The organism is Pseudomonas sp. BF-R-01, assembly GCF_019946615.1.
Taxonomy (GTDB): Bacteria; Pseudomonadota; Gammaproteobacteria; order Pseudomonadales; family Pseudomonadaceae; genus Aquipseudomonas; species Aquipseudomonas migulae.
Map to the genome: position 1 here is coordinate 15158 of NZ_JAGYFX010000046.1, position 13296 is coordinate 28453.

Genomic DNA, 13296 nt, shown 5'->3' on the forward strand with positions numbered 1-13296 from the left:
TCGCAAGACAACAGTGGAGCTAGTAGATGGCAACTATCAACCAGCTGGTACGTCAGCCGCGTAAGCGTATCGTCGAGAAATCCGACGTGCCTGCGCTGCAGAACTGCCCGCAACGTCGTGGCGTATGCACCCGTGTGTATACCACCACGCCGAAAAAACCTAACTCGGCACTGCGTAAAGTATGCCGTGTGCGTCTGACCAACGGTTTCGAGGTTTCCTCGTACATCGGCGGTGAAGGCCACAACCTGCAAGAGCACAGCGTGGTACTGATCCGCGGCGGTCGTGTAAAAGACTTGCCAGGTGTTCGTTACCACACCGTTCGCGGCTCTTTGGATACTTCCGGCGTTAAAGGTCGTAACCAAGGTCGTTCGAAGTACGGTACCAAGAAGCCTAAGTAGTAGTGGCTTTTTGTAAAAACTGAATCATCTATTTTTCTGAGTCGATAAGAGTAAGGTCGGAGGCGTCCCGAAAGGGCACTGATTCCGAGCGAACCTGAAGACCGTTTGAGGGCTTATCCATGCCAAGAAGACGCGTAGCAGCCAAGCGCGAAGTGCTTGACGATCCAAAATACGGAAGCCAAATCCTGGCCAAGTTCATGAACCACGTGATGGAAAGCGGCAAGAAAGCCGTTGCCGAGCGTATCGTTTATGGCGCGCTGGAGAAGGTTAAAGAACGCAAGAACAGCGACCCCCTGGAAATCTTCGAGAAAGCTCTCGACGCCATCGCTCCGCTGGTCGAAGTAAAGTCGCGCCGTGTAGGCGGTGCTACTTACCAGGTTCCGGTCGAAGTTCGTCCGTCCCGTCGTAACGCTCTGGCAATGCGCTGGTTGGTAGACTTCGCCCGTAAGCGCGGCGAGAAGTCTATGGCTCTGCGTTTGGCTGGCGAACTGTTGGACGCTGCTGAAGGCAAAGGTGCTGCAGTTAAGAAGCGTGAAGACGTGCACCGTATGGCTGAAGCCAACAAGGCTTTCTCGCACTACCGCTTCTAATTTTAGCGTCACTAATTTTGCGAGGGCTTTATGGCTCGTACTACACCGATTAATCGCTACCGTAACATTGGTATCGTTGCTCACGTGGATGCTGGTAAAACCACCACCACCGAGCGCGTCCTTTTTTACACTGGCAAAAGTCACAAAATGGGCGAGGTGCATGACGGCGCCGCGACCACAGACTGGATGGTGCAGGAGCAGGAGCGTGGTATTACCATTACTTCTGCTGCTATTACCGCCTTCTGGCAGGGTTCCGAGAAGCAGCACAAAGATCAGTATCGCTTCAACGTCATCGACACCCCGGGCCACGTTGACTTCACTATTGAAGTTGAACGTTCCCTGCGTGTTCTCGACGGCGCGGTCGTTGTGTTCTGCGGTACCTCGGGTGTTGAGCCTCAGTCGGAAACCGTATGGCGTCAGGCCAACAAGTACGGCGTTCCACGTCTTGTTTACGTAAACAAGATGGACCGTGCTGGTGCAAACTTCCTGCGCGTGATCGGTCAGATCAAGCAGCGTCTGGGTCACACTCCGGTGCCAATCCAGTTGGCTATCGGTTCCGAAGACAACTTCCAGGGTCAGATCGATCTGATGTCCATGGAAGCTGTTTACTGGAATGACGCTGACAAAGGCATGACTCCACGTCGCGAGCCTATCCCTGCTGAATTGCAGGAATTGGCTGACGAGTGGCGCAGCAACATGATTGAAGCTGCGGCCGAAGCCAGCGAAGAGCTGATGAACAAGTACCTCGAAGGTGAAGAACTCACCAACGCGGAAATCAAGGCCGCTCTGCGTCAGCGTACTATTGCTGGCGAGATCGTTCTGGCTGTTTGCGGTTCTTCCTTCAAGAACAAGGGCGTTCCCCTGGTTCTCGACGCCGTTATCGACTACCTGCCTGCTCCTACCGACATTCCTGCCATCAAGGGTACTGACCCGGATGACGAGACCAAGGAAATGGAGCGTCACGCAGACGACAGCGAGCCGTTCTCGGCTCTGGCGTTCAAGATCGCTACCGACCCATTCGTGGGTACTTTGACCTTTGTTCGAGTTTACTCGGGCGTGTTGGCCTCCGGCGACGGCGTGATCAACTCGGTTAAAGGCAAGAAAGAGCGTGTGGGTCGTATGGTGCAAATGCACGCAAACGCCCGCGAAGAGATCAAGGAAGTTCGCGCTGGTGACATCGCGGCCTTGATCGGCATGAAGGACGTCACCACTGGTGAGACTTTGTGCAACGCTGACAAGCCAATCATCCTGGTTCGCATGGACTTCCCGGAGCCGGTTATTTCGGTTGCCGTAGAGCCTAAGACCAAGGATGACCAGGAAAAAATGGGTATCGCTCTGGGCAAACTTGCTCAGGAAGACCCGTCTTTCCGCGTCAAGACTGATGAAGAGACTGGTCAAACGATCATCTCCGGCATGGGCGAGTTGCACCTGGACATCCTGGTTGACCGGATGCGCCGTGAGTTCAACGTCGAAGCCAACATCGGTAAGCCTCAAGTTTCGTACCGTGAGCGCATCACGAAGAGCTGCGAAATCGAAGGCAAGTTCGTTCGTCAGTCCGGCGGTCGTGGCCAGTTCGGTCATTGCTGGATTCGCTTTGCTCCTGCTGACGAAGGTCAGGAAGGTCTGCAATTCCTGAACGAAGTAGTGGGTGGTGTGGTTCCTAAGGAATACATCCCGGCTATCCAGAAGGGTATCGAAGAGCAGATGAAGAACGGCGTTGTTGCCGGCTATCCGCTGATCGGCCTGAAGGCTACCGTGTTTGATGGTTCCTACCATGACGTCGACTCGAACGAGATGGCGTTTAAGGTGGCTGCTTCCATGGCGACCAAGCAACTGGCCCAGAAGGGCGGTGGTGAGTTGCTTGAGCCGATCATGGCTGTAGAGGTTGTTACACCTGAAGACTATATGGGTGACGTGATGGGCGACCTTAACCGTCGTCGCGGCATGATCCTGGGTATGGAAGATACGGTTTCCGGTAAAGTAATTCGTGCCGAGGTTCCGTTGGGCGAGATGTTCGGTTATGCGACCGACGTTCGTTCCATGTCCCAAGGTCGCGCAAGCTACTCTATGGAATTCAAAAAATACAATACAGCTCCGTCGCACATCGTCGAAACTGTAACCAAAAAACAAGGCTGATTCAGTCCTTTAGGCTAGGAGTTAATTGTCGTGGCTAAAGAAAAATTTGATCGTTCCCTTCCGCACGTCAACGTTGGCACCATCGGTCACGTTGACCACGGTAAAACCACTCTGACTGCTGCTCTGACTCGCGTCTGCTCCGAAGTTTTCGGTTCGGCTCGTGTTGACTTCGACAAGATCGACAGCGCACCAGAAGAGAAAGCTCGTGGTATCACCATCAACACCGCGCACGTTGAATACAACTCGCTGATCCGTCACTACGCTCACGTTGACTGCCCAGGTCACGCTGACTATGTGAAGAACATGATCACCGGTGCTGCTCAGATGGACGGCGCTATCCTGGTTTGCTCGGCCGCTGATGGTCCGATGCCACAAACCCGTGAGCACATCCTGCTGTCCCGTCAGGTAGGCGTTCCGTACATCGTGGTTTTCCTGAACAAGGCTGACCTGGTAGACGACGCAGAGCTGCTGGAACTGGTTGAGATGGAAGTTCGCGACCTGCTCAGCACTTACGACTTCCCAGGTGACGACACTCCGATCATCATCGGTTCTGCTCGTATGGCTCTGGAAGGCAACGACGAAAACGAAATGGGCACCACTGCCGTTCGTAAACTGGTTGAAACTCTGGACAGCTACATCCCAGAGCCAGTTCGTCTGACCGACAAGCCGTTCCTGATGCCAATCGAAGACGTATTCTCGATCTCGGGTCGTGGTACTGTTGTGACTGGCCGTATCGAGCGCGGTATCGTTCGCGTTCAGGATCCACTGGAAATCGTTGGTCTGCGTGACACCACCGTCACTACCTGCACCGGTGTTGAAATGTTCCGCAAGCTGCTCGACGAAGGTCGTGCTGGCGAGAACTGCGGCGTTCTGCTGCGTGGTACCAAGCGTGACGACGTTGAGCGTGGCCAGGTTCTGGTTAAGCCAGGTTCGGTTAAGCCGCACACCAAGTTCACCGCAGAAGTTTACGTTCTGAGCAAGGAAGAAGGCGGTCGTCATACTCCGTTCTTCAAAGGCTACCGTCCACAGTTCTACTTCCGTACTACTGACGTGACTGGTAACTGCGAGCTGCCAGAAGGCGTTGAAATGGTAATGCCAGGTGACAACATTCAGATGACTGTTACCCTGATCAAAACCATCGCAATGGAAGACGGTCTGCGTTTCGCTATCCGTGAAGGCGGTCGTACCGTCGGCGCTGGCGTCGTAGCCAAAATCATCGAGTAAGCTCTTTTTGAGTAAGCTTTGATGAGTTGAAAAAGCCCCCGCTTAGCGGGGGCTTTTTTATTGGGTTGACACCTATCTGGGGCGTCTATAGAATTGCGCCTCCTTTTAACGGGCGTATTGCGCCCGGTGGGAATAGCAGCCGGAGTCTGAAATCCAATGCAAAATCAGCAAATCCGTATCAGGTTGAAGGCTTTTGACCATCGCCTGATCGACCAATCCACCCAGGAAATCGTGGAAACCGCGAAACGTACTGGTGCTCAAGTGCGTGGTCCAATTCCACTGCCTACCCGTAAAGAGCGGTTCACCGTTCTGGTCTCCCCGCACGTCAACAAAGACGCGCGTGACCAGTACGAGATCCGTACTCATAAGCGCGTTCTGGACATCGTCCAGCCAACGGATAAAACCGTTGATGCTCTTATGAAGCTTGATCTTGCGGCCGGTGTGGAAGTGCAGATCAGCCTCGGCTAAGACTCGGTCTTAGTCGTGTAACGCTCTGAAATGGGCGGCCATAGCGGGTGAAAGCCCCGTACACTCATGAGGTTTACAACATGACTATTGGTGTAGTCGGTCGTAAATGCGGTATGACCCGTATTTTCACCGAAGAAGGTGTCTCCATTCCGGTCACGGTCATTGAGATCGAGCCGAATCGCGTCACCCAGTTCAAAACTGAAGAGACCGATGGCTATCGTGCAGTGCAAGTCACTGTAGGCGAGCGTCGTGCTTCGCGTGTTACAGCTGCTCAGGCTGGCCACTTCGCTAAAGCGAACGTTGCCGCTGGTCGTACCGTAATGGAATTCCGTCTTGAAGAAGGCGAGTACCAGGCCGGCGATCTGATCAACGCTGAAATCTTCGCCGCTGGTCAACTGGTTGATGTAACCGGTCAGTCCAAAGGTAAAGGCTTCCAGGGTACGATCAAGCGTTGGAACTTCCGCGGGCAAGATAATACCCACGGTAACTCCGTGTCCCACCGCGTTCCAGGCTCTATCGGCCAGTGCCAGACTCCTGGTCGTGTATTCAAGGGCAAAAAAATGTCCGGTCATATGGGCGCTGAGCGCGTGACCGTGCAGTCCCTCGAAGTAGTGCGCGTGGACGCTGAACGCAATCTGTTGTTGGTCAAGGGCGCTGTTCCTGGCGCTACTGGCGGCAACTTGGTTGTACGTCCAGCAGCCAAGGCTCGCGGTTAAGGGGAAGCTGACATGCAATTAAATGTAAATGACGCTCAAGCGATCGAAGTTTCCGAACTGACATTTGGCGGCGAATTCAACGAGACGCTGGTTCACCAGGCAGTCGTGGCCTACATGGCCGGCGGCCGTCAAGGTAGCAAGCAGCAAAAGACCCGTTCCGACGTTCGTGGTGGCGGTAAGCGCCCATGGCGTCAGAAAGGTACTGGCCGTGCTCGTGCCGGTACTATCCGTAGCCCAATCTGGCGTGGCGGCGGTACCACTTTCGCAGCTCGTCCTCAGGATCACTCCCAGAAGCTGAACAAGAAGATGTATCGCGCAGCAATGCGTTCCATCCTTGCTGAGCTGGTGCGTACTGATCGTCTGGTCGTGGTTCAGGATTTCGCAGTTGAAACTCCGAAAACCAAAGACCTGCTGGGCAAGCTGAACAACATGAGCCTGACCGACGTTCTGATCGTGTCGGACGCTGTTGATCAGAACCTGTACCTGGCTGCTCGCAACCTGCCGCACGTAGATGTACGTGATGTGCAAGGTTCCGATCCAGTTAGTCTGATCGCATACGACAAGGTGTTGATCACCGTGTCGGCCGTGAAGAAATTCGAGGAGCTGCTGGGATGAACCAGGAACGCGTATTTAAAGTTCTGCTTGGCCCGCACGTTTCCGAGAAGGCTACGGTTCTGGCAGACAAGAAAGGTCAGTTCGTTTTCAAGGTTGCTACTGATGCAACCAAGCTGGAAATCAAGAAGGCCGTCGAAAGCCTGTTCAGCGTGAAAGTAGAGCGTGTTACTACCCTGAATGTTCTGGGTAAGAGCAAGCGTACTGCTCGCGGTCTGGGCAAGCGTAATGACTGGAAGAAGGCAGTTATCTCCCTTCAGCCAGGCCAAGATCTCGATTTCAGCAGCAGTGCTGAGTAAGGAAGGGGTGCATCATGGCAATCGTTAAATGCAAACCGACTTCCCCTGGCCGCCGTCATGTGGTCAAGGTGGTCAACCAGGAGCTGCATAAAGGCGCTCCTCACGCACCGCTGCTCGAGAAGAAATCGAAGTCTGGTGGTCGTAACAACAATGGTCGTATTACCACTCGTCACATCGGTGGTGGCCATAAGCAGCATTATCGTCTGGTCGATTTCCGTCGCAACGACAAAGATGGCATTCCAGCCACTGTCGAGCGTATCGAATACGATCCAAACCGTACTGCTCACATTGCTCTTATGTTGTACGCAGACGGCGAACGCCGTTACATCATCGCCCCTAAAGGCGTGAACGCTGGTGACCAGCTGATTTCGGGTGCTTTGGCTCCGATCAAGCCGGGCAACCAGTTGCAACTGCGCAGCATTCCAGTTGGTAGTACCGTACACGGCATCGAATTGAAGCCAGGTAAAGGCGCGCAAATCGCTCGTTCCGCTGGTGCTTCGGCTCAGCTGATCGCTCGTGAAGGTGTCTATGTGACCCTGCGTCTGCGTTCTGGTGAGATGCGTAAAGTGCTGGCTGAATGCCGCGCGACCCTGGGCGAAGTCTCGAACTCCGAGCACAGCCTGCGTTCGCTGGGTAAAGCTGGTGCCAAACGCTGGCGTGGCGTTCGCCCAACCGTTCGTGGTGTTGCCATGAACCCGGTTGACCACCCACATGGTGGTGGTGAAGGTCGTACCTCTGGTGGTCGTCATCCGGTATCGCCATGGGGCTTCCCGACTAAGGGCGCGAAGACTCGTGGTAATAAGCGTACCGACAAAATGATCGTCCGTCGTCGCAAGTAAATAGAGGGATACGACAGTGCCACGTTCTCTGAAAAAAGGTCCTTTTATCGATCTTCACCTACTGAAGAAGATCGAAGTGGCGGCGGAAAAGAACGATCGCAAACCAGTTAAAACCTGGTCGCGCCGTTCGATGATCCTGCCACAAATGGTCGGTCTGACCATCGCAGTACACAACGGTCGTCAACATGTGCCAGTTCTCGTGAACGAAGACATGGTCGGCCACAAACTGGGCGAGTTCGCCGGTACCCGCACTTATCGTGGGCACGTGGCTGACAAGAAAGCCAAGCGTTAAGGGGTTAGGAAATGGAAGTAGCCGCTAAGTTGTCGGGCGCTCGAATCTCCGCCCAGAAAGCCCGCTTGGTCGCCGACCAGATCCGCGGGAAGAAGGTGGGCGAAGCGCTCAACTTGTTGGCTTTCAGCAGTAAGAAAGCCGCCGAGATCATGAAGAAAGTGCTGGAGTCGGCCGTAGCCAACGCCGAGCATAACGAAGGCGCAGACGTTGATGACCTTAAAGTCAGCACCGTTTTCGTCAACGAAGGGCGTTCGCTGAAGCGAATCATGCCACGTGCCAAAGGCCGTGCTGATCGCATCGTCAAGCGGTCTTGCCATATCACTGTCAAGGTTGCTGACAAGTAACGGAGTCGAAGAGATGGGTCAGAAAGTACATCCCATTGGCATTCGCCTGGGAATCGTCAAGGAGCACACCTCCGTCTGGTACGCAGACGGTCGGACTTATGCGGACTATTTGTTCGCTGATCTGAAGGTGCGTGAGTATCTCCAAGACAAACTAAAAAGCGCGTCCGTAAGCCGTATCGATATCCATCGTCCGGCCCAAACTGCACGTATCACCATCCACACCGCTCGTCCAGGTATCGTTATCGGGAAGAAAGGTGAAGATGTTGAGAAACTGCGTCAGGACCTGACCAAGCAAATGGGTGTGCCTGTGCACATCAATATCGAAGAAATCCGCAAGCCGGAACTCGACGGTATGTTGGTTGCGCAGAGCGTAGCTCAGCAGCTGGAGCGTCGCGTAATGTTCCGTCGCGCTATGAAGCGCGCTGTACAGAACGCCATGCGCATTGGTGCCAAAGGCATCAAAATCCAAGTGAGCGGTCGTCTCGGCGGTGCTGAAATCGCACGTACTGAATGGTATCGCGAAGGTCGTGTGCCACTGCACACCCTGCGTGCCGACATCGACTATGCCAACTACGAAGCTCACACCACTTACGGTGTGATCGGTGTAAAGGTTTGGATCTTCAAAGGCGAAGTAATTGGTGGTCGCCAAGAAGAACTGAAACCACAAGCACCAGCGCCTCGTAAAAAAGCTGCTAAGTAAGGGGTACGCCAAATGTTGCAACCAAAGCGTACGAAGTTCCGCAAGCAGATGACTGGTCACAACCGTGGCCTGGCATTGCGCGGTAGCAAAGTCAGCTTCGGCGAGTTCGCGCTGAAGTCTGTAGCTCGTGGTCGTCTCACCGCTCGTCAGATCGAGTCAGCGCGTCGTGCACTGACCCGTCACGTTAAACGTGGCGGCAAGATCTGGATCCGTGTATTCCCGGACAAGCCTATTTCCAAGAAGCCACTCGAAGTTCGGATGGGTAAAGGTAAAGGTAGCGTGGAATACTGGGTTGCCCAGATTCAGCCAGGCAAAGTCCTGTATGAAATCGAGGGTGTTTCTGAAGAGCTGGCGCGTGAGGCATTTGCCCTGGCTGCTGCAAAGCTGCCGCTCGCCACTGCCTTCGTTAAACGGACGGTGATGTGATGAAAGCGAACGAACTTCGTGAAAAAGACGCGCCGCAGCTTAACGAGCAACTGCTCGGCCTGCTGCGCGACCAGTTCAATCTGCGCATGCAGAAAGCAACTGGCCAGTTGGGGCAGTCTCACCTGCTCCGGCAAGTTAAGCGTGACATCGCTCGCGTGAAGACTGTGCTCAAACAGCAGGCAGGTAAGTAATCATGGCTGAAGCCGAAAAAACCGTCCGTACGCTGACTGGCCGTGTTGTCAGCGACAAAATGGACAAGACCATCACCGTTCTGATCGAGCGTCGCGTTAAGCACCCGATCTACGGTAAATACGTTAAGCGTTCGACTAAGCTGCACGCGCACGACGAAACCAATCAGTGCCACATCGGCGACAAAGTCACTATTCGTGAAACTCGTCCTTTGGCCAAGACCAAGTCTTGGGCGCTGGTTGATGTTCTCGAACGCGCTGTGGAAGTCTAAGGACTAGGGGTCGGAGAAATTATATGATTCAGACTCAATCCATGCTCGATGTGGCCGATAACAGCGGCGCTCGCCGCGTTATGTGCATCAAGGTGCTGGGTGGCTCCCATCGTCGTTACGCTGGTATCGGTGACATCATCAAAGTTACCGTGAAGGAAGCAATTCCTCGCGGTAAAGTGAAAAAAGGCCAAGTGATGACTGCTGTTGTAGTCCGCACTCGTCACGGCGTTCGTCGTGCTGATGGCTCCATTATCCGCTTTGATGGCAACGCTGCTGTTCTTCTGAACAACAAGCAAGAGCCGATCGGCACCCGTATCTTTGGGCCAGTGACCCGTGAACTTCGTACTGAGAAGTTCATGAAGATCGTCTCGCTCGCCCCAGAAGTGCTGTAAGGAGATCCGACATGCAAAAGATTCGTCGTGACGACGAGATCATCGTGATCGCCGGCAAAGACAAAGGTAAGCGCGGTAAGGTGCTTAAGGTTCTCGCTAATAACCGTCTGGTTATCGGTGGTCTGAACCTGGTCAAGCGTCATACCAAGCCTAACCCGATGTCGGGCGTACAAGGCGGTATCGTCGAGAAAGAAGCTCCACTGGACGCTTCTAACGTAGCCATTTTCAACGGCGAAACCAACAAGGCTGATCGCGTTGGTTTCAAAGTAGAAGACGGCAAGAAAATTCGTGTCTTCAAGTCGACCCAAAAAGCGGTTGATGCTTGAACACTGCTAGGTAGATGAGACCATGGCACGACTAAAAGAGATTTACTGGAAAGAAATCGCACCGAAGCTTAAGGAAGAACTTAAGCTTTCGAACGTGATGGAAGTTCCACGCGTTACCAAAATCACCCTGAACATGGGTCTGGGCGAAGCAGTCGGTGACAAAAAAGTCATCGAGCACGCTGTTGCTGACCTGGAAAAGATCACCGGCCAGAAAGTCGTTGTGACTTACGCTCGGAAATCCATCGCTGGCTTTAAAGTCCGTGAAGGTTGGCCGATCGGCGTCAAAGTGACCCTGCGCCGTGAGCGTATGTACGAGTTCCTGGATCGTCTGCTGTCGATCTCCCTGCCTCGGGTTCGCGACTTCCGCGGCCTGAATGCCAAGTCCTTCGATGGTCGTGGTAACTACAGCATGGGCGTTAAAGAGCAGATCATCTTCCCGGAAATCGACTACGACAAGATCGATGCTCTCCGCGGTCTGGACATTACCCTGACCACCACTGCCAAGAACGATGATGAAGGTCGCGCCCTGTTGCGTGCTTTCAAATTCCCGTTCCGCAACTGATTGGAGTAGGAAAATGGCCAAGATGAGCATGAAAAACCGCGAGCTGAAGCGTCAGCTCACGGTTGCCAAGTACGCCAAAAAGCGTGCAGCACTGAAAGCTATCATCGTTGATCTGAACGCAAGTCCAGAAGCGCGTTGGGAAGCTACAGTAGCTCTGCAAAAGCAGCCACGTGACGCAAGCGCTTCGCGCATGCGTAACCGCTGCCGCCTGACCGGTCGTCCACACGGCGTTTACCGCAAGTTCGGCCTCGGCCGTAACAAACTGCGTGAAGCTGCAATGCGTGGTGACGTACCTGGTCTGGTTAAAGCCAGCTGGTAAGCACTATCAAAGTCTCGGTGTTCGGGATCGCAAGATCCTGACCGCCGGTGACCTTGAACTTGAATCAAGCCCCTTTTGGGGCTTGATTCATTTGTGGGGTGTGTCTAGAATACCCGGCTCGCCTGAGCCCGTGCTTTTTTTGCATGGATGTCCTCGGCGACACGTAGTAGCCGCAAGGCTAATTTTTTGTGTATTAGGAGCGTCTAGCCCATGAGTATGCAGGACCCGTTAGCGGACATGCTAACTCGAATCCGTAATGCCCAGATGGCTGAAAAGTCCGTCGTAAGCATGCCATCTTCTACTTTGAAGGTAGCTGTTGCCAAAGTCCTGAAGGACGAAGGTTACATTGCGGGTTATCAGATCAGCAGCGAAATCAAGCCACTGCTGTCCATCGAGCTGAAGTACTTCGAAGGCCGTCCGGTCATCGAGGAAGTGAAGCGCGTTAGCCGTCCAGGCCTGCGTCAGTACAAGTCCGTCGATGATCTGCCAAAAGTTCGTGGCGGTCTCGGTGTGTCTATCGTCTCCACCAACAAAGGTGTGATGACGGATCGTGCTGCGCGCGCTGCCGGTGTCGGCGGCGAAGTTCTTTGCACTGTGTTCTAAGGGGGGATAAGCATGTCACGCGTCGCTAAGAACCCCGTTAAGCTGCCAGCCGGCGTCGAAGTCAAATTCGCAGGCCAACAGCTTTCGGTGAAGGGTGCCAAGGGCACTCTCGAACTGAACATCCATTCGTCCGTTGAGATCGTTGAAGAAGCTGGTGAGCTGCGTTTCGCTGCTCGCAATGGCGATCAACAAACTCGCGCAATGGCTGGTACCACTCGTGCGTTGGTAAACAACATGGTCCAAGGCGTAAGCCAAGGCTTCGAGCGTAAGCTCCAGCTGGTCGGTGTTGGTTACAAAGCGCAAGCAAAAGGCACAGTGCTGAACCTGGCTCTTGGCTTCTCGCACCCAGTGGATTATGAACTGCCGGAAGGCATCACCGCTGAGACTCCTAGCCAGACCGATATCCTGATCAAGGGCATCGATAAGCAGCTGGTAGGTCAAGTGGCCGCCGAGATCCGCGACTTCCGTCCACCAGAGCCGTACAAAGGCAAAGGTGTGCGCTACGCGGACGAAGTCGTCCGTCGTAAAGAAGCCAAGAAGAAGTAGGGCATAGCAAATGACCGACAAAAAAGTTACTCGACTGCGTCGCGCTCGCAAAGCACGCCTGAAAATGCACGAACTCGAAGTCGTGCGTCTCTGCGTGTTCCGCTCGTCGCAGCACATCTACGCCCAGGTCATTTCGGCCGACGGCAACAAAGTCCTGGCATCTGCCTCGACTTTGGATAAAGAACTGCGTGATGGCGCCACTGGCAACATCGACGCGGCCACTAAGGTTGGCCAGCTGGTCGCTACGCGTGCTAAAGCCGCTGGCGTCTCGCAGGTGGCTTTCGACCGCTCTGGCTTCAAGTACCACGGCCGCGTCAAGGCGCTGGCTGATGCTGCTCGTGAAGCTGGGCTGGAGTTCTAAGTTATGTCAAATAACGACCAAAAGCGCGACGAAGGCTACATCGAGAAGCTGGTTCAAGTTAACCGCGTAGCCAAAACCGTTAAAGGCGGCCGTATCTTCACTTTCACCGCGTTGACCGTGGTTGGTGATGGTAAAGGGCGTGTTGGCTTCGGCCGTGGCAAGTCACGTGAAGTGCCTGCTGCGATCCAGAAGGCAATGGAAGCTGCTCGCCGCAACATGATCCAAGTTGACCTGAACGGCACCACTCTGCAGTACGCAATGAAGTCCGGTCACGGCGCTTCGAAGGTGTACATGCAGCCTGCTTCTGAAGGTACCGGTATCATCGCTGGCGGCGCTATGCGTGCTGTCCTCGAAGTTGCTGGCGTTCAGAACGTTCTGGCCAAGTGCTACGGCTCGACTAACCCGGTAAACGTGGTTCACGCCACTTTCAAAGGTTTGAAAGCTATGCAGTCTCCTGAATCCATTGCCGCCAAGCGTGGCAAAAGCGTCAAGGAGATCTTCTGATCATGGCTACCGTTAAAGTTACGCTGATCAAAAGCATGACCGGCCGCATCCCTAACCACAAACTGTGCGTTAAGGGTCTGGGTCTGCGTCGCATCGGTCACACTGTAGAAGTACTTGATACTCCCGAGAATCGCGGGATGATCAACAAGGCTTACTACATGCTGCGTGTCGAGGGTTAA

At 54.1% G+C, this 13296-nt stretch carries 24 protein-coding genes; all 24 read left to right on the plus strand.

Features of this window, described 5'->3' with window-relative positions:
- Positions 1 to 26 precede the first annotated feature (26 nt).
- Positions 27 to 398 carry a 30S ribosomal protein S12 gene (gene rpsL, locus KGB27_RS17900; RefSeq protein WP_002555494.1) on the plus strand — a complete coding sequence of 124 codons (372 nt, stop codon included), beginning with the start codon at positions 27 to 29 and terminating at the stop codon, positions 396 to 398.
- A gap of 119 nt (positions 399 to 517) precedes the next feature.
- Complete coding sequence (gene rpsG, locus KGB27_RS17905) at positions 518 to 988, plus strand: 30S ribosomal protein S7 (RefSeq protein WP_002555493.1); 471 nt, start codon at positions 518 to 520, stop codon at positions 986 to 988.
- A gap of 30 nt (positions 989 to 1018) precedes the next feature.
- The gene (gene fusA, locus KGB27_RS17910) at positions 1019 to 3124 is read left to right on the plus strand and encodes an elongation factor G (RefSeq protein WP_008030893.1); all 2106 of its coding nucleotides are present in this window, start codon (positions 1019 to 1021) and stop codon (positions 3122 to 3124) included.
- 30 nt (positions 3125 to 3154) lie between these two features.
- Positions 3155 to 4348, plus strand: a complete 1194-nt coding sequence (gene tuf / locus KGB27_RS17915; protein ID WP_008030895.1) for an elongation factor Tu — start codon at positions 3155 to 3157, stop codon at positions 4346 to 4348.
- Between the two features lie 156 nt (positions 4349 to 4504).
- Positions 4505 to 4816: a 30S ribosomal protein S10 gene (rpsJ, locus tag KGB27_RS17920; RefSeq protein WP_003186070.1), complete on the plus strand. Its 312-nt coding sequence runs from the start codon at positions 4505 to 4507 to the stop codon at positions 4814 to 4816.
- 80 nt (positions 4817 to 4896) lie between these two features.
- Positions 4897 to 5532, plus strand: a complete 636-nt coding sequence (gene rplC / locus KGB27_RS17925) for a 50S ribosomal protein L3 (protein WP_003186059.1) — start codon at positions 4897 to 4899, stop codon at positions 5530 to 5532.
- Positions 5533 to 5544: 12 nt separating this feature from the next.
- Positions 5545 to 6147, plus strand: coding sequence for a 50S ribosomal protein L4 (gene rplD / locus KGB27_RS17930; protein WP_003228735.1), 603 nt, complete (start codon positions 5545 to 5547; stop codon positions 6145 to 6147).
- The gene (gene rplW, locus KGB27_RS17935; RefSeq protein WP_002555488.1) at positions 6144 to 6443 is read left to right on the plus strand and encodes a 50S ribosomal protein L23; all 300 of its coding nucleotides are present in this window, start codon (positions 6144 to 6146) and stop codon (positions 6441 to 6443) included. Before rplD ends, rplW begins: the two co-directional genes overlap by 4 nt.
- Before the next feature lie 14 nt (positions 6444 to 6457).
- Entirely contained in the window at positions 6458 to 7282 is an 825-nt protein-coding gene (gene rplB, locus KGB27_RS17940; protein ID WP_008030897.1) for a 50S ribosomal protein L2, read from the plus strand.
- A gap of 16 nt (positions 7283 to 7298) precedes the next feature.
- On the plus strand, positions 7299 to 7574 hold the full coding sequence (gene rpsS / locus KGB27_RS17945) for a 30S ribosomal protein S19 (RefSeq protein ID WP_002555486.1): 276 nt from the start codon (positions 7299 to 7301) through the stop codon (positions 7572 to 7574).
- 11 nt (positions 7575 to 7585) lie between these two features.
- Positions 7586 to 7918 carry a 50S ribosomal protein L22 gene (rplV, locus tag KGB27_RS17950; protein WP_003103908.1) on the plus strand — a complete coding sequence of 111 codons (333 nt, stop codon included), beginning with the start codon at positions 7586 to 7588 and terminating at the stop codon, positions 7916 to 7918.
- A 13-nt stretch (positions 7919 to 7931) separates the two neighbouring features.
- Positions 7932 to 8618 (plus strand): 30S ribosomal protein S3, encoded by a 687-nt coding sequence (gene rpsC, locus KGB27_RS17955; RefSeq protein ID WP_003176422.1) that lies wholly within the window; start codon positions 7932 to 7934, stop codon positions 8616 to 8618.
- A gap of 12 nt (positions 8619 to 8630) precedes the next feature.
- Complete coding sequence (gene rplP, locus KGB27_RS17960) at positions 8631 to 9044, plus strand: 50S ribosomal protein L16 (RefSeq protein WP_008030899.1); 414 nt, start codon at positions 8631 to 8633, stop codon at positions 9042 to 9044.
- Entirely contained in the window at positions 9044 to 9235 is a 192-nt protein-coding gene (rpmC, locus tag KGB27_RS17965; RefSeq protein ID WP_008030901.1) for a 50S ribosomal protein L29, read from the plus strand. Before rplP ends, rpmC begins: the two co-directional genes overlap by 1 nt.
- 2 nt (positions 9236 to 9237) lie before the next feature.
- Positions 9238 to 9504, plus strand: a complete 267-nt coding sequence (rpsQ, locus tag KGB27_RS17970) for a 30S ribosomal protein S17 (protein WP_003176419.1) — start codon at positions 9238 to 9240, stop codon at positions 9502 to 9504.
- A 23-nt stretch (positions 9505 to 9527) separates the two neighbouring features.
- The gene (gene rplN, locus KGB27_RS17975) at positions 9528 to 9896 is read left to right on the plus strand and encodes a 50S ribosomal protein L14 (protein WP_002555479.1); all 369 of its coding nucleotides are present in this window, start codon (positions 9528 to 9530) and stop codon (positions 9894 to 9896) included.
- An 11-nt stretch (positions 9897 to 9907) separates the two neighbouring features.
- A complete protein-coding gene (rplX, locus tag KGB27_RS17980; RefSeq protein ID WP_003176416.1) occupies positions 9908 to 10222 on the plus strand; it encodes a 50S ribosomal protein L24 in 315 nt (104 codons plus the stop codon).
- 22 nt (positions 10223 to 10244) lie between these two features.
- On the plus strand, positions 10245 to 10784 hold the full coding sequence (rplE, locus tag KGB27_RS17985; protein WP_003176415.1) for a 50S ribosomal protein L5: 540 nt from the start codon (positions 10245 to 10247) through the stop codon (positions 10782 to 10784).
- 13 nt (positions 10785 to 10797) lie between these two features.
- Entirely contained in the window at positions 10798 to 11103 is a 306-nt protein-coding gene (gene rpsN / locus KGB27_RS17990; RefSeq protein WP_003176414.1) for a 30S ribosomal protein S14, read from the plus strand.
- A 210-nt stretch (positions 11104 to 11313) separates the two neighbouring features.
- Positions 11314 to 11706: a 30S ribosomal protein S8 gene (rpsH, locus tag KGB27_RS17995; protein ID WP_003186040.1), complete on the plus strand. Its 393-nt coding sequence runs from the start codon at positions 11314 to 11316 to the stop codon at positions 11704 to 11706.
- A 12-nt stretch (positions 11707 to 11718) separates the two neighbouring features.
- Positions 11719 to 12252: a 50S ribosomal protein L6 gene (gene rplF, locus KGB27_RS18000; RefSeq protein WP_003176412.1), complete on the plus strand. Its 534-nt coding sequence runs from the start codon at positions 11719 to 11721 to the stop codon at positions 12250 to 12252.
- Between the two features lie 10 nt (positions 12253 to 12262).
- Positions 12263 to 12613 carry a 50S ribosomal protein L18 gene (gene rplR, locus KGB27_RS18005; protein WP_003186037.1) on the plus strand — a complete coding sequence of 117 codons (351 nt, stop codon included), beginning with the start codon at positions 12263 to 12265 and terminating at the stop codon, positions 12611 to 12613.
- 3 nt (positions 12614 to 12616) lie between these two features.
- The gene (gene rpsE, locus KGB27_RS18010) at positions 12617 to 13117 is read left to right on the plus strand and encodes a 30S ribosomal protein S5 (protein WP_007943782.1); all 501 of its coding nucleotides are present in this window, start codon (positions 12617 to 12619) and stop codon (positions 13115 to 13117) included.
- A 2-nt stretch (positions 13118 to 13119) separates the two neighbouring features.
- Positions 13120 to 13296, plus strand: a complete 177-nt coding sequence (gene rpmD, locus KGB27_RS18015; protein ID WP_003186033.1) for a 50S ribosomal protein L30 — start codon at positions 13120 to 13122, stop codon at positions 13294 to 13296.

Coding starts and splice junctions, on each gene's coding strand:
- rpsL (WP_002555494.1), top strand. CDS start 27: ATGGCAACTATCAACCAGCTGGTACGTCAGCCGCGTAAGCGTATCGTC.
- rpsG (WP_002555493.1), top strand. CDS start 518: ATGCCAAGAAGACGCGTAGCAGCCAAGCGCGAAGTGCTTGACGATCCA.
- fusA (WP_008030893.1), top strand. CDS start 1,019: ATGGCTCGTACTACACCGATTAATCGCTACCGTAACATTGGTATCGTT.
- rpsJ (WP_003186070.1), top strand. CDS start 4,505: ATGCAAAATCAGCAAATCCGTATCAGGTTGAAGGCTTTTGACCATCGC.
- rplC (WP_003186059.1), top strand. CDS start 4,897: ATGACTATTGGTGTAGTCGGTCGTAAATGCGGTATGACCCGTATTTTC.
- rplD (WP_003228735.1), top strand. CDS start 5,545: ATGCAATTAAATGTAAATGACGCTCAAGCGATCGAAGTTTCCGAACTG.
- rplW (WP_002555488.1), top strand. CDS start 6,144: ATGAACCAGGAACGCGTATTTAAAGTTCTGCTTGGCCCGCACGTTTCC.
- rplB (WP_008030897.1), top strand. CDS start 6,458: ATGGCAATCGTTAAATGCAAACCGACTTCCCCTGGCCGCCGTCATGTG.
- rplV (WP_003103908.1), top strand. CDS start 7,586: ATGGAAGTAGCCGCTAAGTTGTCGGGCGCTCGAATCTCCGCCCAGAAA.
- rpsC (WP_003176422.1), top strand. CDS start 7,932: ATGGGTCAGAAAGTACATCCCATTGGCATTCGCCTGGGAATCGTCAAG.
- rplP (WP_008030899.1), top strand. CDS start 8,631: ATGTTGCAACCAAAGCGTACGAAGTTCCGCAAGCAGATGACTGGTCAC.
- rpmC (WP_008030901.1), top strand. CDS start 9,044: ATGAAAGCGAACGAACTTCGTGAAAAAGACGCGCCGCAGCTTAACGAG.
- rpsQ (WP_003176419.1), top strand. CDS start 9,238: ATGGCTGAAGCCGAAAAAACCGTCCGTACGCTGACTGGCCGTGTTGTC.
- rplN (WP_002555479.1), top strand. CDS start 9,528: ATGATTCAGACTCAATCCATGCTCGATGTGGCCGATAACAGCGGCGCT.
- rplX (WP_003176416.1), top strand. CDS start 9,908: ATGCAAAAGATTCGTCGTGACGACGAGATCATCGTGATCGCCGGCAAA.
- rplE (WP_003176415.1), top strand. CDS start 10,245: ATGGCACGACTAAAAGAGATTTACTGGAAAGAAATCGCACCGAAGCTT.
- rpsN (WP_003176414.1), top strand. CDS start 10,798: ATGGCCAAGATGAGCATGAAAAACCGCGAGCTGAAGCGTCAGCTCACG.
- rpsH (WP_003186040.1), top strand. CDS start 11,314: ATGAGTATGCAGGACCCGTTAGCGGACATGCTAACTCGAATCCGTAAT.
- rplF (WP_003176412.1), top strand. CDS start 11,719: ATGTCACGCGTCGCTAAGAACCCCGTTAAGCTGCCAGCCGGCGTCGAA.
- rplR (WP_003186037.1), top strand. CDS start 12,263: ATGACCGACAAAAAAGTTACTCGACTGCGTCGCGCTCGCAAAGCACGC.
- rpsE (WP_007943782.1), top strand. CDS start 12,617: ATGTCAAATAACGACCAAAAGCGCGACGAAGGCTACATCGAGAAGCTG.
- rpmD (WP_003186033.1), top strand. CDS start 13,120: ATGGCTACCGTTAAAGTTACGCTGATCAAAAGCATGACCGGCCGCATC.